Origin of the sequence: Rhizobium sp. YAF28, assembly GCF_052113285.1 — a bacterium.
GTDB lineage: Bacteria > Pseudomonadota > Alphaproteobacteria > Rhizobiales > Rhizobiaceae > Rhizobium.
Genome location: NZ_JBFRCX010000002.1, coordinates 249,235 through 266,794, shown reverse-complemented (window position 1 = coordinate 266,794; position 17,560 = coordinate 249,235). Strand labels below are relative to the sequence as shown.

Annotated in this window: 20 protein-coding genes; 6 read left to right on the top strand and 14 right to left on the bottom strand. The window is 62.0% G+C overall.

Annotation, left to right across the window (positions count from 1 at the left end; all coding sequences use genetic code 11):
* Positions 1-89: 89 nt before the first annotated feature.
* The gene (locus AB4Z13_RS05600) at positions 90-1,064 is read right to left on the bottom strand and encodes an oxidoreductase (RefSeq protein WP_439014397.1); all 975 of its coding nucleotides are present in this window, start codon (positions 1,062-1,064) and stop codon (positions 90-92) included.
* A gap of 54 nt (positions 1,065-1,118) precedes the next feature.
* Between AB4Z13_RS05600 and AB4Z13_RS05595 the strand changes: the two genes are divergently transcribed.
* Entirely contained in the window at positions 1,119-2,186 is a 1,068-nt protein-coding gene (locus tag AB4Z13_RS05595) for an AraC family transcriptional regulator (RefSeq protein WP_439014396.1), read from the top strand.
* An 86-nt stretch (positions 2,187-2,272) separates the two neighbouring features.
* Here AB4Z13_RS05595 and AB4Z13_RS05590 read toward each other — a convergent pair whose 3' ends face one another.
* Both AB4Z13_RS05590 and AB4Z13_RS05585 read right to left on the bottom strand, forming a co-directional pair.
* Complete coding sequence (locus AB4Z13_RS05590) at positions 2,273-3,226, bottom strand: peptidoglycan-binding domain-containing protein (RefSeq protein WP_442205935.1); 954 nt, start codon at positions 3,224-3,226, stop codon at positions 2,273-2,275.
* On the bottom strand, positions 3,198-4,736 hold the full coding sequence (locus AB4Z13_RS05585) for a sensor histidine kinase (RefSeq protein ID WP_310377916.1): 1,539 nt from the start codon (positions 4,734-4,736) through the stop codon (positions 3,198-3,200). Before AB4Z13_RS05585 ends, AB4Z13_RS05590 begins: the two co-directional genes overlap by 29 nt.
* Positions 4,737-5,186: 450 nt before the next feature.
* Between AB4Z13_RS05585 and AB4Z13_RS05580 the strand changes: the two genes are divergently transcribed.
* On the top strand, positions 5,187-5,726 hold the full coding sequence (locus tag AB4Z13_RS05580) for a DUF5330 domain-containing protein (RefSeq protein ID WP_310380014.1): 540 nt from the start codon (positions 5,187-5,189) through the stop codon (positions 5,724-5,726).
* A gap of 208 nt (positions 5,727-5,934) precedes the next feature.
* Positions 5,935-6,357, top strand: a complete 423-nt coding sequence (locus AB4Z13_RS05575) for a SufE family protein (protein WP_310377918.1) — start codon at positions 5,935-5,937, stop codon at positions 6,355-6,357.
* 97 nt (positions 6,358-6,454) lie between these two features.
* Here the strand turns inward: AB4Z13_RS05575 and AB4Z13_RS05570 are convergent, their stop codons facing one another.
* From AB4Z13_RS05570 to AB4Z13_RS05525, 10 genes are all read right to left on the bottom strand, one after another.
* Complete coding sequence (locus tag AB4Z13_RS05570) at positions 6,455-6,880, bottom strand: YciI family protein (protein WP_113322572.1); 426 nt, start codon at positions 6,878-6,880, stop codon at positions 6,455-6,457.
* A 365-nt stretch (positions 6,881-7,245) separates the two neighbouring features.
* Entirely contained in the window at positions 7,246-7,677 is a 432-nt protein-coding gene (locus AB4Z13_RS05565) for a MucR family transcriptional regulator (RefSeq protein WP_007821525.1), read from the bottom strand.
* A 437-nt stretch (positions 7,678-8,114) separates the two neighbouring features.
* Complete coding sequence (mnhG, locus tag AB4Z13_RS05560) at positions 8,115-8,447, bottom strand: monovalent cation/H(+) antiporter subunit G (protein ID WP_007821521.1); 333 nt, start codon at positions 8,445-8,447, stop codon at positions 8,115-8,117.
* Positions 8,447-8,758 carry a cation:proton antiporter gene (locus tag AB4Z13_RS05555; protein ID WP_310377923.1) on the bottom strand — a complete coding sequence of 104 codons (312 nt, stop codon included), beginning with the start codon at positions 8,756-8,758 and terminating at the stop codon, positions 8,447-8,449. The genes mnhG and AB4Z13_RS05555 overlap by 1 nt, the downstream gene beginning before the upstream one ends.
* Positions 8,755-9,234 carry a Na+/H+ antiporter subunit E gene (locus AB4Z13_RS05550; RefSeq protein WP_310377925.1) on the bottom strand — a complete coding sequence of 160 codons (480 nt, stop codon included), beginning with the start codon at positions 9,232-9,234 and terminating at the stop codon, positions 8,755-8,757. Before AB4Z13_RS05550 ends, AB4Z13_RS05555 begins: the two co-directional genes overlap by 4 nt.
* Complete coding sequence (locus AB4Z13_RS05545; protein WP_439014394.1) at positions 9,231-10,778, bottom strand: Na+/H+ antiporter subunit D; 1,548 nt, start codon at positions 10,776-10,778, stop codon at positions 9,231-9,233. The genes AB4Z13_RS05550 and AB4Z13_RS05545 overlap by 4 nt, the downstream gene beginning before the upstream one ends.
* 61 nt (positions 10,779-10,839) lie before the next feature.
* Positions 10,840-11,217 carry a Na+/H+ antiporter subunit C gene (locus AB4Z13_RS05540; protein ID WP_310377930.1) on the bottom strand — a complete coding sequence of 126 codons (378 nt, stop codon included), beginning with the start codon at positions 11,215-11,217 and terminating at the stop codon, positions 10,840-10,842.
* Positions 11,217-11,636, bottom strand: coding sequence for a Na+/H+ antiporter subunit B (locus AB4Z13_RS05535; protein ID WP_310377932.1), 420 nt, complete (start codon positions 11,634-11,636; stop codon positions 11,217-11,219). The genes AB4Z13_RS05540 and AB4Z13_RS05535 overlap by 1 nt, the downstream gene beginning before the upstream one ends.
* An 85-nt stretch (positions 11,637-11,721) precedes the next feature.
* Positions 11,722-14,082, bottom strand: a complete 2,361-nt coding sequence (locus tag AB4Z13_RS05530) for a putative monovalent cation/H+ antiporter subunit A (RefSeq protein ID WP_439014393.1) — start codon at positions 14,080-14,082, stop codon at positions 11,722-11,724.
* Positions 14,083-14,214: 132 nt separating this feature from the next.
* Positions 14,215-14,418 (bottom strand): hypothetical protein, encoded by a 204-nt coding sequence (locus AB4Z13_RS05525; RefSeq protein WP_113322567.1) that lies wholly within the window; start codon positions 14,416-14,418, stop codon positions 14,215-14,217.
* Between the two features lie 215 nt (positions 14,419-14,633).
* Between AB4Z13_RS05525 and msrB the strand changes: the two genes are divergently transcribed.
* On the top strand, positions 14,634-15,047 hold the full coding sequence (gene msrB, locus AB4Z13_RS05520) for a peptide-methionine (R)-S-oxide reductase MsrB (RefSeq protein ID WP_113322566.1): 414 nt from the start codon (positions 14,634-14,636) through the stop codon (positions 15,045-15,047).
* Between the two features lie 46 nt (positions 15,048-15,093).
* Here the strand turns inward: msrB and AB4Z13_RS05515 are convergent, their stop codons facing one another.
* Positions 15,094-16,161 carry an NAD(P)/FAD-dependent oxidoreductase gene (locus AB4Z13_RS05515; protein ID WP_310377937.1) on the bottom strand — a complete coding sequence of 356 codons (1,068 nt, stop codon included), beginning with the start codon at positions 16,159-16,161 and terminating at the stop codon, positions 15,094-15,096.
* 76 nt (positions 16,162-16,237) lie between these two features.
* Here AB4Z13_RS05515 and AB4Z13_RS05510 point away from each other — a divergent pair, with 76 nt between their 5' ends.
* On the top strand, positions 16,238-16,777 hold the full coding sequence (locus tag AB4Z13_RS05510; protein WP_310377939.1) for a GNAT family N-acetyltransferase: 540 nt from the start codon (positions 16,238-16,240) through the stop codon (positions 16,775-16,777).
* On the top strand, positions 16,774-17,520 hold the full coding sequence (locus AB4Z13_RS05505) for a class I SAM-dependent methyltransferase (RefSeq protein WP_439014392.1): 747 nt from the start codon (positions 16,774-16,776) through the stop codon (positions 17,518-17,520). The genes AB4Z13_RS05510 and AB4Z13_RS05505 overlap by 4 nt, the downstream gene beginning before the upstream one ends.
* Positions 17,521-17,560: the final 40 nt, after the last annotated feature.

Here is a 17,560-nt window from a genome sequence, read left to right as displayed (position 1 = left end):
CTCCGTCATTCTAGGTCTGTCCCCTGGCATCTGCTGGCAGCAGATGCCAGGCACAAGGCCGAGGATGACGTCAAGTGTGGGCTCCGTCTTCAGCTCTGCGTCAGTCCGGTCAGTCTTTCGCTCATCTGCCACAAACGCTCGGCAAGCTCCGGATCGGTCGCCCAGGGGCGCACGCCGAGCAACTCCTCGGAGTTGGCTGGAACAGCCTTGGCGATATCGCAGTTCTCGCAATAGACGCCGCCCATGCCTTCCAGCTCATCGCTGACGGCGCACCAGATGGTGGTTGCGGCACCCTGGGCGATGGTCTTCTTGTTGTTTTGGGGATCGATGACCGGGTTGCCATCGGCATCCACATAGCCGCTCGCCAGAAGATATTCGCGCGACTGATGGCGGATGAGATCGGTCGTGACGATGCCGCCCGGATGCAGTGAGAAGGCGCGCACACCCTCTCTTGCGCCCAAAGCATCCAGCGAGACGGCAAAAAGTGCATTCGCCGTCTTCGACTGGCCGTAGGCGACATAGGGCTGGTATTCGCGGTTTTCGAACATCGGATCGTCGAAATCGATGCCGGCGCGGACATGGCCGCGAGAGGAGACGGCAATGACGCGGGCGCCCTCCGCCTTCACCAGCGCCGGCCAGAGGCGGGCGGCGAGCTGGAAGTGGCCGAGGTGATTGGTGGAGAACTGCGATTCATAACCGCGGCTGTCGCGCGTCAGCGGATTGGCCATGACGGCGGCGTTGTTGATGAGGAAATGCAGCGGTTCGCCATTCTCCAGAAAACGGTCGGCGAAGTCGTCGATCGTGTCGGGATCCATGAGGTCCATGTAGTCGAGCTTCAGACTCGGAACGACTTCAGCGGCGGCCCTCGCCTTCTCGATATTGCGGGCGGGCACGATGACCTTGGCGCCGGCATCCGCCAGCGCGCGGGCGGTTTCGAGGCCGAGGCCGGCATAACCGCCGGTGACGATCGCCACCTTGCCGGTGAGATCATGGCCGGCAATCACCTCTTCCGCCGTGGAAGCGGCGCCGAAGGCGGAGCCTATAGGAGCTTGGGGAGTGGACATAGGATGTCTCCTTTCTAGTCGGAGAACATCTATGTCCCGCGAGCGGGATTCTGAATGCTTGTAAATCCCGATTTCTTGCGCCATCGTACAAAGATGACCAGTGATCCCCTCTCCGAAATGCTTAATCTGCTCGATGCCCGCTGCCTGATGGCCGGCGGGCTGATTGCCGGCGGCGCCTGGGCGCTTGCCTTTCCGCAGCCGAACCGCATCAAGATCAGCGCGGTGGCCAAAGGCCGCTGCTGGCTGGTGCTCGACAATGGCAGCGAGCCGATCCTTCTCGAAGCCGGCGACGTCGTGCTGCTCAACGGCAAGCATTCCTTCGTGCTGGCAACCGATCTTGCGGTGACGCCAGCCGATGCTGTCACAACCTTCAAGGAGAAGAAGGTCAATGGCATGGCGCGGCACGGCATGGGCGAGGATTTCCTCTATATCGGCGGCCATATCGCGCTTGGACCAACCGGCACGGCGCTGCTGCTCGATGTGCTGCCGCCTGTCATCCATGTGCGGGCGACCCTTGCTGAGGCCGGCGTGCTGCGGTGGCTGCTGGATCAGCTGGTGCGGGAAATGGCGGCGGGTAAACCGGGCGCACTGCTTGCCTCCACCCAGCTTTCGCAGCTCATCTTCGTACAGGTGCTGCGCGCCCATATCATGACATCGGAGCCGCTGACGGTCGGCTGGCTGCGCGCCTTCGGCGACGAGAAAATTGCGCCGGCGCTGCGACTGATGCATTCGGACCCGGCGCATGACTGGCAGCTTGGAGAGCTTGCGAAATCGGCCGGCATGTCGCGCACCAGCTTCGCGCTGCGCTTCAAGACGGTCGCGGGCGTCGCTCCGCTCACCTATCTCACCGCCTGGCGCATGCGCCTTGCCGAACGGGCGCTGCGCGAGGGCTCGATGCCCGTCTCCTCGCTGGCGCTTTCACTCGGCTATACTTCGGAAAGCGCTTTCAGCAATGCGTTCAAGCGCGTGACCGGCATTGCGCCGAAGCGCTACCGGACGTCGGCTGCCATCAATATCGGCCCGATCGAAGAAGTGGTGGATGTGGAAGGACGGGTGCCGACAGTGGACTACCGGCTCCTGCGGCTGGCGAACCAGCCATCGTCCCTTGCGCGCCAGGTTTGACGACTGGGTTGTCACCATCAGCAGCCAGTTTTGGTTCGTCTTTTCTTCCGGGAGCAAAACCGCTGCGCATGTTTGCCGGGATTGCTTTAAAGCGCGCCAATTTCCTTGAGCTTCTTCAGCACGGCTTCGCTCGGCTCGCCATTTTCCGGAAGATTATAGTGCTTCTGGAAGTGTCTGATGGCAGCGCGGGTCTGTTCGCCCGCTACGCCGTCGACGCCGACATTGGCGTAGGCCATGTTGGTGAGGCCCTTCTGGATCCTCAGCACCAGATCGACATTGGAAATGCCTGACAGCGGAACCTGTCTCGGCGCAGACGGCGCCGTCTTGACGGTCTTTTCGGCGCTGCGGATGGCAGCTGCAACCGGATCTTCCTCCGTCGCCTTCGACGTCACGTCCTCCCGCGGCTTTTCGACGGGAATGGTCGAGGGGCCGGCGGCATCGGTTCTGAGCGCTGCGAGCACTTCGGGCGTCGCGTCGCCGCTCTGCGCCATGCCGACCGTTTCCTCGAAGAAGAGGATGGCCGCACTGGTGCGCGGGCCGATGACGCCATCCGCATTGCCGTTATAGAGACCGCGGCGGATCAGCTCCTTCTGGATGTCCATCACGAGCTGGTTCGGCTGCTGGCCGGCCACGGCAGGTGGTGGCGTGGTCTGGGTCGTCGCGCTGGCATCGTCCGGCCGCTCGATGCGGAACGTGGTGACATCGCCTTGCGGCTCGGCCTGCGGACGAAAGCCGATAGCCGTCGGCGCGCCCGGATCGCGCGTGCGGAAGATCGGATGCGGGTGCGAGCCGGGCTGATACCAGAGCGCATTGGCGGCGACGAAAGAGAAGATGACGACGAAAGCGATCGTGCCGCCGGCAATGGAAGGATTGCGGCCGATGACGCCGCCGAGCGCACCAGCACCCCGGAGACCGAGGCCACCCAGCGCGGTCGCGCCCTGCAGGCCGACACCGCCGAGCGCCGCCACACCGGTCATCAAAAGGCCCGGCTGCTGCCGCCCTTTCCTGCCTTTAGGCGATTTTCGCTTGCGCGCGGCCATCGAAGAGCCCCTCCTCCAGTTCTACGGCGACCACCGCACCCTTCAGTCGCGGCGGAAACTCGACGGGCCCCGTCTGGCCGGTATCCTCGCCGGTGCAGGCGCCGGAACCATCAGCGGCGATCTCGATGGTGATGATCGTGCCTTCGCCCGGCTGGCTGGCGATGGCGAAATGACCGCCATGCAGGGCGACTAGGCCCTTGACCAGCGAGAGACCAAGACCCGTGCCCTCGAATCGGCGGGTATAATCATTCTGGATCTGGACGAAAGGTTGGCCGAGTGTGGCGAGCCTATCGGCCGGAATGCCGATGCCGGTATCGCTGACCGTCAGCTTGAGAATGCCGTCGCGCATGGCCGCATCGACAGTGACCACGCCGCCAGCTTCGGTGAATTTCACGGCATTGCCGACGAGATTGATGAGGATCTGCTGCAGCGCGCGCTGGTCGGCCACGACCTCTCCGATACCGCGCTGGACACGGTTCGTCAGCGTGACACCCTTGCTCTTGGCCTGCAGGGCCAGCATCGATTCGCAGGAGCGGATCGATGCGCCGATATCGAAAGGCTCGAGCATCAGCTCGTAGCGGCCGGCCTCGATCTTGCTCATGTCCAGCATCGTGTTGACGACGGAGAGCAGATGCGCGCCGGATTCACGGATCAGGCCGGCATATTCACGCTGACGCTCGTTCTCGAACTTGCCGAAATATTCGCCGATCAGGATATCCGAAAAACCGAGGATGGCGTTCAGCGGCGTGCGCAGCTCATGGCTGACGGCGGCAAGGAAGCGGGATTTGGCGTCATTGGCCGATTCCGCATCGGTCGCGCGCGCCTGCGCCTCGGCGCGAAGCCGCTGTTCTACCGAAACATCATGCAACTGGGCAACGACGGCCGAAAGCATGCCGTCGATATCGCGCCGCGCGGTCATATCCATACGCAGGTAAGCGAACTGCCTGCTATCGCGCGAGACCGAGGGACGCTCCAGCCTGAGATCGACGATCGCTTTTTCCTCGCCCTGGCGTAGTGCATCCAGCGCCTGCAGGAAAAGAATGCGGTCGGAAACATGCACCTGCTCGAAGAAGCCTCGGCCTTTCAGGTCGCGCATCCAGGCGAGATAGTCGCGCTTGTCGCGGCCGCCCGTCATCGTCACGCTGCCATGCGGATCGAGGAAGAGCACGAGGCCTGGGCTCATCTCAAGGAAGAGATCGTCGGCAGTGGCTGCCGCCACGTGCTGGGGGATAGCCTGCCGAGCCAGCGCGATGCTGCCGACGGCGGAAAAGAGAAAGGCGGCGCAGACGGTGGCGACACCGGCCGGCAGTGCAACAGCGGGGCTGGTGACGATGGAGAGGCCGACCGGAGCGGCAATAAGAGCGGCAGAAGACAGGAAGACGAGGCGGCGCAGAATCGCGAGCTCACTCTGGCGCACAGCTTCGCCACCGCTCGTCCGGGAGAGCCAGCCTGCCGCTGCCCGGTCCACGAGGGCTGTCGCCCGGCCGCCGATGTCACTCAATACACGCACGCAATACCTGCCCGAAAAGGCCTTTCATTACCCCGGACAATAGGCCCCCTCGGCTTAAGGAAAGGATAAGGCAAAGTCGCCTTCCACAGCCCAAAAACGCTAAAAGTCCCGTTTTGGGCCATCCGCATGGCTCTTTGAATTTTGTGGTTAATAGCAGGTAAGCGACGGATTTTCCTCATATTTCAGCATTGCGTTAACTCTTATGGCAGAGCGGCGGGCCAAAAGCCCAACGATTGCAGGCGGCGGCTGCCACCATGCTTAACGACATCTGGTAGAATTTGACTGAAATGCCCCGAAAATACCGATCATTAAAATTCGAGACAAATTTGCCGCAAATGCCAGTGAGTTTCGAAAAGCGGCATTCGCAACTTGGCGGTAGGGTGCAAACACACCGGACAACCGGCCCGATTCGGCGACAAGACCGGACGGGAAAACAGGATGGGCAAGACAATGTGGTTTCTGATCAAAGGATCATTCTGGTTTGGCCTTGTGCTCGTCGCTCTCTCCGTTTTCAGCTCGGAGAGCTTCGACAATGCCGGCCACCCGCAATTGCAGCTTTCCGACGCCTTCACGGCGGCAAGCGGCGCTTATGACTATATGACCGGCATGTGCTCCGAAAAGCCCGAGGTCTGCACCAAGGGCGGGGAAACCCTGACGGCTCTCGGCTACCGGGCCCGCGAAGGCGCCCGTGTCGCTTATGAACTGCTCGACAGCCAGTTTAGGGATGACAGCTCCAAAATGGCTTCTGCAAAGACGGCTGCGCCGCCGGCGCCTGTGGCACTCGCCGTTCCTTCCCTGCCGGAGGCCGTCACCAACACCGTGCGCGAGGCACAGGCCGCGCTGAACCAGCCGATGCCGCACCTGCCGCAGCCCTACCGCCCGCCGGTCGATGACGGTGCCTCGGCCGAACAGGTCGTGACTGGTACTATCTCGGCTAGCACCATTCCGGCAGGCTCGATCCCGCTGCCGACGCCGAAACCGGCGATCTGACGAATTTCGCGAGCATCCGCCCGCCCCCAAGCTTGCATCGGTGGTCCGCATGACGCGGAGATGCCCCATGCCTGACGTGCCTGCCCTGTTTATTTCAGCACTTTGCTGCGCCGTGAGGATGCCCATCCCTCACGGCGTTTCTTTTTAACTGTTCAAATCTGCGGTCGTTTCACCTATATCATCCGGTAACAGTGAAAGGCCTGACAGCATGGCGACCCTCGACCAGATCATCGACGACTTCTCCTTCCTGGATGATTGGGAAGACCGCTACCGATACGTCATCGAACTCGGAAAGGCGCTGCCTGATTTGGCCGACGCAAAGAAGACTTCCGAGAACAAGGTGATGGGCTGCGCCAGCCAGGTGTGGCTGGTGACGCATACGTCAGGCAATCCCGACAATCCGGTCATGACATTCGAAGGCGATTCCGATGCGCATATCGTGCGCGGCCTCGTCGCTATCGTGCTCGCCACCTATTCCGGCAAGACGGCGTCCGAAATCACTTCGCTGGATGCCTTCGAGATCTTCTCCAAGATCGGGCTCACAGAAAACCTCTCCTCGCAGCGCTCCAATGGGCTGCGCTCGATGGTGAACCGCATTCGCGAGGAAGCGCGTGTACGCGCTGCGGCCTGAGGGCGCGTGATCGGTATAATACAGAGCTGCGATCACATACGGCTGAGCGCCCGGAGGAAATCCGCCGGGCGCCCGAGTATAATATCCCCTGATGGGATTATTTGCCGTCAGCCATCTTTTCGCGCAGGCGCTCTTCCTGCTCGACAAGCTCCGGCGTGAAGGCTTCGCCGAAATCGGCAGCTTCGAAGACCTGGCGGATCTCGATTTCGCTCGGGCCAGGCATCGGATTGGGGCAGCGCTTGATCCATTCCAGCGCTTCATCCATGTCCTTGACCTGCCACAGCCAGTAACCGGCGATCAGTTCCTTGGTTTCGGCGAAGGGGCCGTCGATGACCAGACGCTTCGGGCCATCGAAGGCAACGCGCTTTCCCTTGGAAGACGGATGCAGGCCTTCGCCCGCCAGCATGATGCCGGCATTGACCAGATCCTCGTTATACTTGCCCATGGCCGCCAGAAGCTCAGTCGAGGGCATGACGCCCGCTTCACTGTCTGCTGTCGCCTTGACGATGACCATTACACGCATTGTCTCTTCTCCTCTTATTTGCGGCGGCATGAGTGCCTGCCTGTCATCAATCTCTTTGCTTCACGCAATTCCGAACGCATAACCGCTGGGCACTTTTGCTGGAATTGCCCTAAAGCGTGTCGCGATCTTTCAGATTCACTTGCCACGCTTCAGGCTTTTGTTTTCGCATGTCGTTATCGCAAAACCGCTGCGCACTTTTGCGCGACATGCTTTAGAGACGGATGAGCAATCGCGGGGCCGACATTTTTTGCCGCGCTTTTTTTGAAGATAAATGACGAGGGCCGAACATCCCCGGAAGGGACGATCGGCAAATACAAAAAAGCCGGGCAGCAGGCCCGGCTCTTTATCGTCTAGCGGTATGATACTCAGCCGCGTCCGCGTTTGCGGCGCTGACCCAGGCCCATTTCCTTTGCGAGGCGCGAACGCGCTTCGGCATAGGCCGGGGCTACCATCGGGTAATCGGCAGGCAGGTCCCACTTCTCGCGATATTCTTCCGGCGCGAGATTGTGATGCGTCATCAGGTGGCGCTTCAAGGACTTGAAGTTGCCGCCGCATTCCAGGCACGTAATCTGCTCGTCCTGTACGGACTTGCGGACAGAGACTGCGGGCTTCTGCTTTTCGACGACCGCTGCCACCGGCTGCGGTACGGATGTGTTGCTCAATGCCGAGTGTACATCGGAAATCAGATTGGCCAGGTCGCTGACCGGGACAACGTGGTTGCTGACATAGGCCGCGACGATATCGGCCGTCAGTTCCACAAGCAGCTCCGGCGCATTGCCGGTCGCCATATCCGTCATATTCTTTCTCCTGTTAGCATGCTCAAACGGTCCTTCTCCCAAAAAGACAAAGAACCCTCGTCGCAGAGCCAAACAGCAAAAGAGCAGGTCACAGCCTTTGTTTCGAAAAACCGGAATCCACCCCTAGATTCCGAAGACCGTATTCTGCACCAATACTGCCTGAAGGTGAGCTACTACGTATTCTTCCAGGCCGTCACCCAGTTAGACATTGGCAATCAAGGCTAAGGGACTTGGAAGCAGTACGTTTCTAATTCACAATCAGAACTCTACTTGGATTTTCAAATAGCATCGTTTTCGCAAAAGGCCAATTATTAATTGTGATTTTCCTAGAAAAAAAATCCATCACAAAGAATTGGTCAGCAGTTCAGCAAGCTTTACTCGTGCTTCCGGTGCATAAGTTTGCGTAAAATTGCTTAAAATTCTGAGTAGCCCCGCCTTCAGCGCATTCGCATATCGTCACGTACTGAGATATCAGCCGGGAAATGCCCCGATATATGCGAAGCTCTCGCAAGAAGGTGTGCAGAAACCGGTGCCGTCAGGATGAAGAAGAGGAAACCGGCCAGCGCTCTTGCAAGCACAGCAAGTTCGCCCGAGTAAAGCCCGGCGGCAAGCAACAACAAGCCGGAACCGACCGTGCCGGCCTTGGAAGCGGCATGCATGCGCGTATAGAGATCCGGCAGGCGCACGATACCGATCGCGGCCACCAGCGCGAAGAAGGCGCCGGCCAGCAGCAGGACGGCGGTGATTATAGCGAGCGCATAGTCCATCATCATTCGCTCCTCTTTCGCGTCTCAGGCCCCGCGTTTCCGCGCGAGAGCACGAAACGGGCGAAGGCGACGGTTGCCAGAAAGCCGACGAGGCCGAGCGCAATAGCGATATCGATGTAAAGCGAGAAGCCGGTGCGCACCGCGACGACGGCGATGAAGCCGATGGCGATGCCTGTCAGCATGTCGAGCGCCAGGATGCGATCCGGCAGGCTGGGGCCGGCAATGACCCGCCAGACCGTTATGAAGAGCGCCACGCAGAGGATGCCAAGCGCTGCGAATGCGGCAGTGGAAACGATGGCGGCGGGCGTTATCATCCGAAGGCCTCCATGATACGGCGCTCGAATCCGTCAGCAATATCGCGTCTGACGGCCAGCGGATTGGCACAGTCCAGCGCGTGCACATAGAGCGTACGCCGATCCGCTGACACATCGACCGAGAGTGTGCCGGGCGTGAGCGTGATGAGATTGGCAAGCAGAGTGATCTGGAAATCGCTCGTCACCGTCAACGGGAATGCGAGAATGCCGGGAGTAAGCTGCATACGCGGCGAAAGCACCGTCAGCGCCACCCGCCAGGCGGAAAGCGCCAATTCCTTCAGGAAAAGGCCGGCGAGCAGGAGGACATGCAAAGGGCGGATACGGCGCGGCGGCGAACGGTCGGCAAAGGCTTCGCGCACGACGGCGAGCGACAGCAGCGACAGGACGAGGCCGAAAACGAAATTATGCGGCGAGGCGCTGCCGGTCACGGCGACCCAGGCAATGGCGAGCGGCAGGCTCAGGAACAGCACGATCATCGTATAGTCCCTTCCGGAAAGACGGAAAAGATATAGGCGGAGGGATCGGCAAGCCCGTCGGCGGCCGACCGGGCGAGCTGCAGCAACTGCTCCGGCAGGACGCCGAAGCCGATGACGAGGATCGTCAATGCGGCAAGCGGCAGGCCGGTTGTCCAGCCGGTTCGCACCGGCGGGAGCGTCAGGAGGGCGGGACGCCAATAAGCAAACAGGAAGACGCGGCCACAGGCGATCGTCAGCAGGAAGCCGCCGAGCAGGATCGCGCCCGCCAGCCACCAGGCACCGACATCGAGCGAGGCCTTGACCAGCAGCACCTTCGGCCAGAAGCCGGAAAAGGGCGGCAGGCCGCAGGCGGCCAGGAGCAGCATGAGCGAAATCGCGGCAAACCATCCGCTCTGGCGATAAAGGCCCCCGAGCGCGGCCAGCGAGAAGGAGCCGCCCCGCCTGCCCGCTTCGCCGGCCAGAAGATAGAGCGCCGTCATCAGCACCACTGAATGCAGCGCATAGAAGACCGCGCCGCCGAGGCCATCGGCGGTGCCGAGTGCGGCACCGACCAACATGTTGCCGATGCCTGATATCACCACATAGCCGAGCAGACGACGCAGGTCGGTCTCGGCGAGCGCACCCAATGCGCCGACGAGAACGGTCAGGGCTCCGACGATCGCGATCAGCAGGCTGAGCTCATCGCGCTCGGCCGGCAGCAGCATGACCAGGACACGCAGCAGCGCATAGATGCCGACCTTGGTCAGCAGGCCAGCAAAGAGCGCGGAAACGGCGATGCGCGGCGTGTGGTAGGAGGCCGGCAGCCAGAAATTCACCGGGAAGGCCGCGGCCTTCATGGCGAAGGCGAGCAGAAAGAGGCAGGCGAGCGTCATCAGTGGCGCTGTGTCGCTCAAGCCCGCTGCCCGCTCGGCAATATCGGCCATGTTGAGCGTGCCGAAGCTCGCGTAGAGGATGCCGACAGCGATGAGGAACAGCGTCGTGGCGATGAGGTTCAGCACCGCATATTTCAGCGCGCCATCGATCTGCGCCCGTTCGGAGCCGAGGATCAGCAGGCCGAAGGAGGAGATGAGCAGCACCTCGAACCAGACATAGAGGTTGAAGATATCGCCGGTCAGGAAGGCGCCGGTGACACCAGCCATCAGCAGCATCAGCAGCGGGAAGAAACCGTAGCGCCGGCCGCTTTCGGTGGTATCCGAGAGCGCATAGATGCCGGCGGCAAGGGCAGCGACCGCTGCGGCGAGCGCCATCAGCGCGCTGAAGATATCGACCGTGAAAGCGATACCGAAGGGCGGCAGCCAGCGCCCCATGACCATGGTGAGCGGACCGTGTTCGACGACCTGCCGCAGGAGAGCGGCGTCGAGAAGCAGGAGGACGGCAAGGCCGGTGACGGCGATCCATGCCTGCAGGCGGGGAAGGTCCCGCAGCATCAGGAGCAGCGCGCCGAGGCTGATGCAGAGCACGACCGGCAGGATCGCCAGCCAGTGGGCCGGCGGGACCGGGGTGGTGACCATGGCGGCAGAGAGATCGGTGATGGGGGCGGCCATCAGGGGGTGCCTCCCTTGATAGCCGACGGGCAGAGGGGGGTGAGCATCCGCACAACCATGCTCAATACCCCACAGGCGGCAGCGGCCGGTCTTCGGGTTCGGCATCGTGCATGCGGGTCGTATCGTCTGTGCCGAGCTCCTGATAGGCGCGGTAGGTCAGCACCAGCAGGAAAGCGAGGAAGGAGAATGAGATGACGATGGCCGTCAGGATCAGCGCCTGCGGCAGCGGATTGGCCGCACCTGATGGCAGCATGTCGGCCCCGGCGGGTATGATCGGCGGCACGACGCGGGTCAGCCGTCCTGCCGTGAAGATCAGCAGGTTCACGGCGTTACCGAGAATGGCGATGCCGAGCATGATACGGATCGAGAAGCGCGACAGGATCAGATAGATGGCGGCCGAAAAGAACAGGCCGACGACGATGGCAAAGAGCGCCTCCATCAGTCCACCTCCCTTTCTTCCAGCGCCAGCGCGATCGAGGCGACGGCGCCGAGCACCACGAAATAGACGCCGAGATCGAAGAGCACGACGCTGGAGAGCGGCACCTCCACGCCTGCCACGACGGGATAGACCCAGAGGCCGGTCATGAAGGGCACGGCAAAAAGGACAGAGATCAGGCCGGCGAGGCAGGAGAGCAGCAGACCGAAGCCGGCAATCGCCAGCGGGTGGAAGCGGATCGCCCGGCGTACTGCCTCAACGCCGAAGGCAATGCCGTAGATCGCCAGAGCCGAAGCGGCAATCAGCCCGCCGATGAAGCCGCCACCCGGCTCATTGTGGCCGCGCAGCAGGATGAAGACGGAAAAGAGCAGCATCAGCGCGGTGATAAAGGGAGCGATCGTGCGGAAGATGATTGTGTTCATGCGGCGCCTCCGCTTCTCTGCGTGGCCGGGCGGTCAGACACGAGAAGGCGGATGCCGACGCCGACAGGTTTTGCGAAGACCCGGCTCATGCCTCCTCCGCATCCGGATCGTTCGTCGCCAGCCGGCGCTCCGTATTGCCGCGGATGCGGATGAGGGCCAGGATGGCGAGGCCTGTCACCGCCACGACGGCGATTTCGCCGAGCGTGTCCGTGCCGCGGAAATCGACGATGATGACGTTCACGACATTGGCGCCATGGGCGATCAGCTTCGAATGGGCGTTGAAGAAATCGCTGAGTGCCGTGTTGAACGGTGGCTCCGTGGCGCGCATCAAAAGCAGCGCGAAGCCGAGGCCGCATGCGAGTGAAAGCGCGATATCGAAGAGACGGCGGGCGCCGTGGCGCGGATCGGTCGGCGACAGGCGCAGACGGGTCATGACGAGGGCGAGGATGACGACTGCGAGCGTTTCGACCATGAACTGGGTGAAAGCGAGATCCGGAGCGCCGAAGAGCAGGAAGATCAGCGCGACAGCAAAACCCTGAATGCCGAGCGAGACGATAGCCGTCAACCGGTCGCGGGCGATCAGCACCGCGACGAGGCCGAGCATGGCGATGAGCATGATGCCCGCTTCGCGCAGGCGCAGGTCTGCGGGCCAGGCAAAGGCCAGCGGCAGTTCGTCATGGATGACGAGCGGCACGAGCAGCATCGCTGCCACACAGACAAAGGTGCAGGCGACATAGATATCGAGACGTCTCGGCTGGACGATGCCGATGAAGCGGTGCGCGAAACGCACAAGCCCGGCGATGACGTGATCAAAACCGCGATCGGGACCAAGGGCGGAGCGCAGGGCATGGGCCACAAGCGCGCGGGCACGGTCGAGATGCCAGTAGACAACGACACCGAGCACTATCGTCAGCAGCGACAGGGCAAGCGGCACCCCGATATGCGGGGCCAGCGAAATGGAGATGGCGGCCGTAGCTTCACCCGCCACGGCAGAGGCCATGGGCGAGGAAATCATGGCATGGGTGAAACCGGAAAAGAGCGCCGTGAGCAGCCCTGCGACAGCGAGGATCGCCGGACCGAACCAGAGCAGGACCGGCGCCTCATGCGGATGTTTCGGTGTTTCCACCGGCCGGCCGAGGAATGGCGTCAGCGCCACGGCAAAGGCGATCGCAAACATCAGGGCATTGCCAAAGACGGCGATGGCCGTGACGAGGATCGAATAGAGATCGCCGCTGGCGAGAGCCGTGTAGATTTCCTCCTTGGCGAGGAAACCGAAGAAGGGTGGCAGACCGGCCATGGAAAGGGCAGCTGCCATGGCGATCAGGAAGGTCAGCGGCATGGCCCTTCGCAGGCCCCGCAGCCGGGTGATATCACGCGTGCCGGTCTCATGGTCGATGATACCGGCGACCATGAAGAGCGCGCCCTTGAAGAGCGAATGTGCCACCAGATAGAGCACCGCCGCTTCGATGGCCGAGTGCGAACCGAAGCCGGTCAGCAGCACCAGCAGGCCAAGGGAAGAGACGGTCGTGTAGGCGAGCTTCAGCTTCAGGTCCGTCTGGCGGATCGCAAGCACCGAGCCGGTAACGAGCGTCAGGCCGCCGAAGACGGGCAGCAGGACCTCCCATGCGGGCGTCGCGCCCATGACCGGGTTCAGCCGCATCAGCAGGTAGACGCCGGCCTTCACCATGGTGGCGGAATGCAGGTAGGCGGAAACGGGTGTGGGCGCTTCCATGGCATTCGGCAGCCAGAAATGGAATGGAAACTGTGCCGATTTGGTGAAGGCACCGCCGAGCACCAGCAACAGGGTGGCGAAATAGAGCGGGCTGCCCCTGACGACATCGCCGAACTGCAGCAACTCGGACAACTGAGCAACGCCTGTCAGTCCCCAGAGCAGCAGCAAGCCGGCCAGCAGCAGCAGCCCTCCCCCGCCGGTGACGACGAGTGCCTGCAAAGCGGCGCGCCGTGCCGCCTCCCGCTCATGGTCGAAGCCGATCAGCAGAAAGGAAGTGATCGAGGTGAGCTCCCAGAAGATGAAGAACATCAGGAAACTGTCCGACACCACGACGCCGAGCATCGCGCCCATGAAAAGGAAGATGAAGGAGAAGAACCGGCCCTGATCCGGATGGCCCTTCAGATATCCGCCGGCGTAGAGCACGATCAGCGTGCCAATGCCGGTGATGAGCAGGGCGAAGGTGAGCGACAATCCGTCAAGGAACCAGGAAAAGCGCAGGCCCAAGCCCGGCACCCAGTCATAACCGCCGGTTATGACTTCGCCGTGAGCGATTTGCGGCACGAGACGCAGGAAATGCAGGAAGGCGAGCAAAGGGGCGATGGCGAGCAGCCAGGCACCGCCTGCGCCAAAGGCACGAATGATGAAGGGAGCCGCGAGAGCGCCGATCAACGGCAGACACAGGGCCAGAAATGTCAGAGCCGTGACATCGGCCATGTCCCCTCCCCGTGAGCACGGATGAAAGCCGGCAAGCAGCCTTTTCCAAGGCTTAGGCGAATCGGCTGATAGCCTCAAGCAATTTCGGCAACCCGCAATGGATGCAGGCGGCGGTTTTCACAGGCTTGGAGTTCAGGAAAGGCGTGTGACGAGACGGGAAACGGAACCGTGCAGGATGAAGAAAGCAAGCGGCAAAGGCCAGAGAATGCAGGCGATCAGCCCGCCAATGCGATGCACCGTCCAGCGGTCGTGATTGACCCAGCCTTCCAGCAGGGTCACGCCCAGGGCGATTGCGGCGACTGCGCCGTACAGAACAATCATCAGAGTATGAAACACCGTTTGTCCCCGAAACACGCAGCATTAAGCTTAATGGCACACTAAAGATAAAGCACGGGTGATTCGTCGTCTTCCCCCGAATTGGGTAGATGGTAATTGGGGCCTTGACGCGGCAGGTTTGATCGTGAGGCCTGATCCCAGACTTGATCAATCGTGCTCAGCGCACCACATTTGCGCACGAAAGAGATTGCCCCCATCGGCGAAAGGAGCACTCCATGGCCGAAACGACCACCACACCAAAAATTCACAAGACCGATGCCGAATGGAAGGAACTGCTGACCCCTGAGCAGTATCGCATCACGCGCCAGCACGGCACCGAACGCGCCTTTACCGGTCCCTATTGGGATTCGTTCGAGACCGGACTCTACCGCTGCGTCAGTTGCAATGCGCCGCTCTTCCGCTCCGACACCAAGTTCGATGCAGGATGCGGCTGGCCGAGCTATTTCGAACCGGTCTCTCCGGAGTCCGTGACCGAACACCGCGACACCACCTATGGCATGGTGCGCACGGAAATCCGCTGCGGCACCTGCGAGGCCCATCTCGGCCACGTCTTCCCTGACGGACCGCCGCCGACCGGCCTGCGCTACTGTATCAACGGGCATGCAATGGTTTTCGAGCCCGGCAAGTAAAGGCTTGTAAGTAAAAGAAAAGCGGACCCCACCAGGCCCGCTTTTTTCATATCAGCCCGGCGGATGGGATGAGCGGCGATCGCCGATCTTCCATTACATGCTCGGCGGCAAGCCGGCCGAGCAGTGGCGCGAGAATGACGCCGGGATGGCCGACGGCGACATAGGCGCCCTCGATGCCGGGCAGGAAACCGAGCCGCGGCATTCCATCGGAGAAGAAGGGCCGGTAACCTGCAGCCGCCTCGACCAGCGACACGCCTTCGGGCAGGCGCAGGCGCTCATGCATGACCTTCAAGATCCGCTGGCCGACCCTTTCCGGCGCGTTTTCGGAGGTATCGTCGATATAGCCCTTGGCGACATGCAGCATGTTGTCCGCCGACTGGCGGATTTCCAGGCCAGGGCCGCGGAGGATGCGGTTCACGACAGGCTCCGCGCAGCCATAGCGCAGGATGATGGAGGGCGAGGCTTCGACGCCTGTTCGGAAGCCCAGGCTTTCCGTTAGGCGGTCGACCGCTGTTCCGCCTGCGAGGATCACGAGATCGGCCTCGATCGCGCCATCGGCCAGACGCACGCCACTCACCCGGTCGCCCGAAAGGATGAGGCTTTCGACCTTCCGGCCAAAGGTGGCGGTTACGCCGGCGGCATCGATCAGGTCGCGTGACAGCCTTGCAGGGTCGAGCGCTAGATCGTCGGGCGAGAAGATCGCGCAGGCGGGAGGCTGACACAGATTGGGTTCCCATGCAGCAATCGCTGCGGCATCGACCAGTTCGACATCCGTGCCTGCAGCGCGATGGGCTGCGGCAAAGGCTTCGGTTTCGGCAGTACCTTTGAGCCAGAACAGAGAGCCGGGACGTGCAGCGGCAAAGGCATCCGGTAGATCGGCCTGCAGGCGGCTATAGTCGGCGAGCGCTTCCTGCACCAGGCGGTAATTGACCGCTCCCGGCGCGATGTTGATGATATTCACCCAGCCGAAGGCACGTGCCGTCACGCCGCTGCCGGCTTGCACATTCTCCTCCACCAGATGGACGGTGGCTCCGCGCCGGGCGAAATGGAAGGCGAGCGAAGCGCCGACAATGCCGGCGCCGATAATGATGACGCGTATCTTTGCAGATGCCATGACGGGAGCTCTCGTATAAATCGGGAGGAAGAGGTAGGCGCGGCTTAGGCACGCTCCATGACAGAGGGATGAAACAATGTCTATCATCCGGGAAATCCTGCGCAGCGACCGGCTGGTGTTGCGCGAAATCACCGTCGCGGACTTGCCGGCGCTCGAGCGCATCTTCGCCGATCCGCTGTGCATGCGGTATTACCCTTCCGTGAAGGATGCCGCAGCAACGCGCGATTTCTTCGACAGGCTCGCCTTCGGAAGCTACGAGAAAAATGGTTTCGGTCTCTGGGCGATGATCGATCGCGAGAGCGGCGATCTGCTCGGCGATTGCGGGATCACGCTGCAGGACACATCGCGCGGAATGGAGCCGGAGCTTGGCTACCATCTCTGGCCGGATTACTGGGGCAAGGGTTATGCCACCGAGGCCGCCCTTGCCTGCCGCGACCATGCCTTCTCGGTCATGGGACTGTCGCGCCTCGTCAGTATCGTCAGCCTGGAAAATCTTCCCTCGCAGAAGGTCGCCGGGCGGGTGCATCAGCGACGGGAGGTTTTCACCAAGCAGAATGCGGCCGGCGAGACAGTGGAACGCTATCTCTACATCAGCGAGAAGAATTCAGGCGCATGAGCACGAGTTCCGACGATCCCCTCTACCGCGATCCTTCACTTGCACAATTCTACGATACGGCCAATCGCTGGGGACCGGATTTCGACTTCTGCATGAAGCTGGCGGAAGGCGCCAATTCCGCGCTCGACCTCGGCTGCGGGACGGGCGAGCTGACGGCAGCGCTCGCCGCGACGCGCAACGTCACCGGCGTTGATCCTGCCGCCGCGATGCTCGACATCGGCAGGGCGCGGCCGGGCGGCGGCAAGGTGGCATGGGTCGAGGGTGACGCCCGCACCGTTCGCCTCAGGAAGAGATACGATCTCATCGTGCTGACGGGCCACGCGTTCCAGGTCTTCCTGACGGAAGAGGACCAGCGCGCCGCCCTTGCGACGATCGCAGCACATCTCAGCCCTGCCGGCCGGTTCGTGTTCGATACGCGCAATCCCGGTTTTTACGGGGAGCGCGACGTACGCCATAGCAGCGTGCGCCAGCTCGAGCATGCGGAACTCGGTGCGATAGAGGCCTCGGACGAGTCTCATTACGATGAGACGACCGGCATTCTTTCCTATGAGAACGGCTATCGGGTGCTCTCGACCGGCGAGCACTTCGCCGGGCGCTCGCAAATCCTCTACACGCCGCGCGACAAGCTTGCGAGAATGATCAGCGACGCCGGGCTCACCATCGATGCCTGGTATGGCGACTGGGAAGGCAACCCCTTCCATGCGCGGTCGCGCGAGATCATTCCGGTTGGTCGTCTCGCCTGAACCAAAGGGCCCTGTTTCCACGCAATTCCGGACGCAAAGC

Coding starts and splice junctions, on each gene's coding strand:
- AB4Z13_RS05530 (WP_439014393.1), bottom strand. CDS start 14,082: ATGGCCGATGTCACGGCTCTGACATTTCTGGCCCTGTGTCTGCCGTTG.
- AB4Z13_RS05600 (WP_439014397.1), bottom strand. CDS start 1,064: ATGTCCACTCCCCAAGCTCCTATAGGCTCCGCCTTCGGCGCCGCTTCC.
- AB4Z13_RS05550 (WP_310377925.1), bottom strand. CDS start 9,234: ATGATCGTGCTGTTCCTGAGCCTGCCGCTCGCCATTGCCTGGGTCGCC.
- AB4Z13_RS05595 (WP_439014396.1), top strand. CDS start 1,119: ATGCTTGTAAATCCCGATTTCTTGCGCCATCGTACAAAGATGACCAGT.
- AB4Z13_RS05565 (WP_007821525.1), bottom strand. CDS start 7,677: ATGACGGATATGGCGACCGGCAATGCGCCGGAGCTGCTTGTGGAACTG.
- AB4Z13_RS05510 (WP_310377939.1), top strand. CDS start 16,238: ATGTCTATCATCCGGGAAATCCTGCGCAGCGACCGGCTGGTGTTGCGC.
- AB4Z13_RS05575 (WP_310377918.1), top strand. CDS start 5,935: ATGGCGACCCTCGACCAGATCATCGACGACTTCTCCTTCCTGGATGAT.
- msrB (WP_113322566.1), top strand. CDS start 14,634: ATGGCCGAAACGACCACCACACCAAAAATTCACAAGACCGATGCCGAA.
- AB4Z13_RS05580 (WP_310380014.1), top strand. CDS start 5,187: ATGTGGTTTCTGATCAAAGGATCATTCTGGTTTGGCCTTGTGCTCGTC.
- mnhG (WP_007821521.1), bottom strand. CDS start 8,447: ATGATGGACTATGCGCTCGCTATAATCACCGCCGTCCTGCTGCTGGCC.
- AB4Z13_RS05535 (WP_310377932.1), bottom strand. CDS start 11,636: ATGAACACAATCATCTTCCGCACGATCGCTCCCTTTATCACCGCGCTG.
- AB4Z13_RS05545 (WP_439014394.1), bottom strand. CDS start 10,778: ATGGCCGCCCCCATCACCGATCTCTCTGCCGCCATGGTCACCACCCCG.
- AB4Z13_RS05515 (WP_310377937.1), bottom strand. CDS start 16,161: ATGGCATCTGCAAAGATACGCGTCATCATTATCGGCGCCGGCATTGTC.
- AB4Z13_RS05570 (WP_113322572.1), bottom strand. CDS start 6,880: ATGCGTGTAATGGTCATCGTCAAGGCGACAGCAGACAGTGAAGCGGGC.
- AB4Z13_RS05555 (WP_310377923.1), bottom strand. CDS start 8,758: ATGATAACGCCCGCCGCCATCGTTTCCACTGCCGCATTCGCAGCGCTT.
- AB4Z13_RS05540 (WP_310377930.1), bottom strand. CDS start 11,217: ATGGAGGCGCTCTTTGCCATCGTCGTCGGCCTGTTCTTTTCGGCCGCC.
- AB4Z13_RS05505 (WP_439014392.1), top strand. CDS start 16,774: ATGAGCACGAGTTCCGACGATCCCCTCTACCGCGATCCTTCACTTGCA.
- AB4Z13_RS05590 (WP_442205935.1), bottom strand. CDS start 3,226: ATGGCCGCGCGCAAGCGAAAATCGCCTAAAGGCAGGAAAGGGCGGCAG.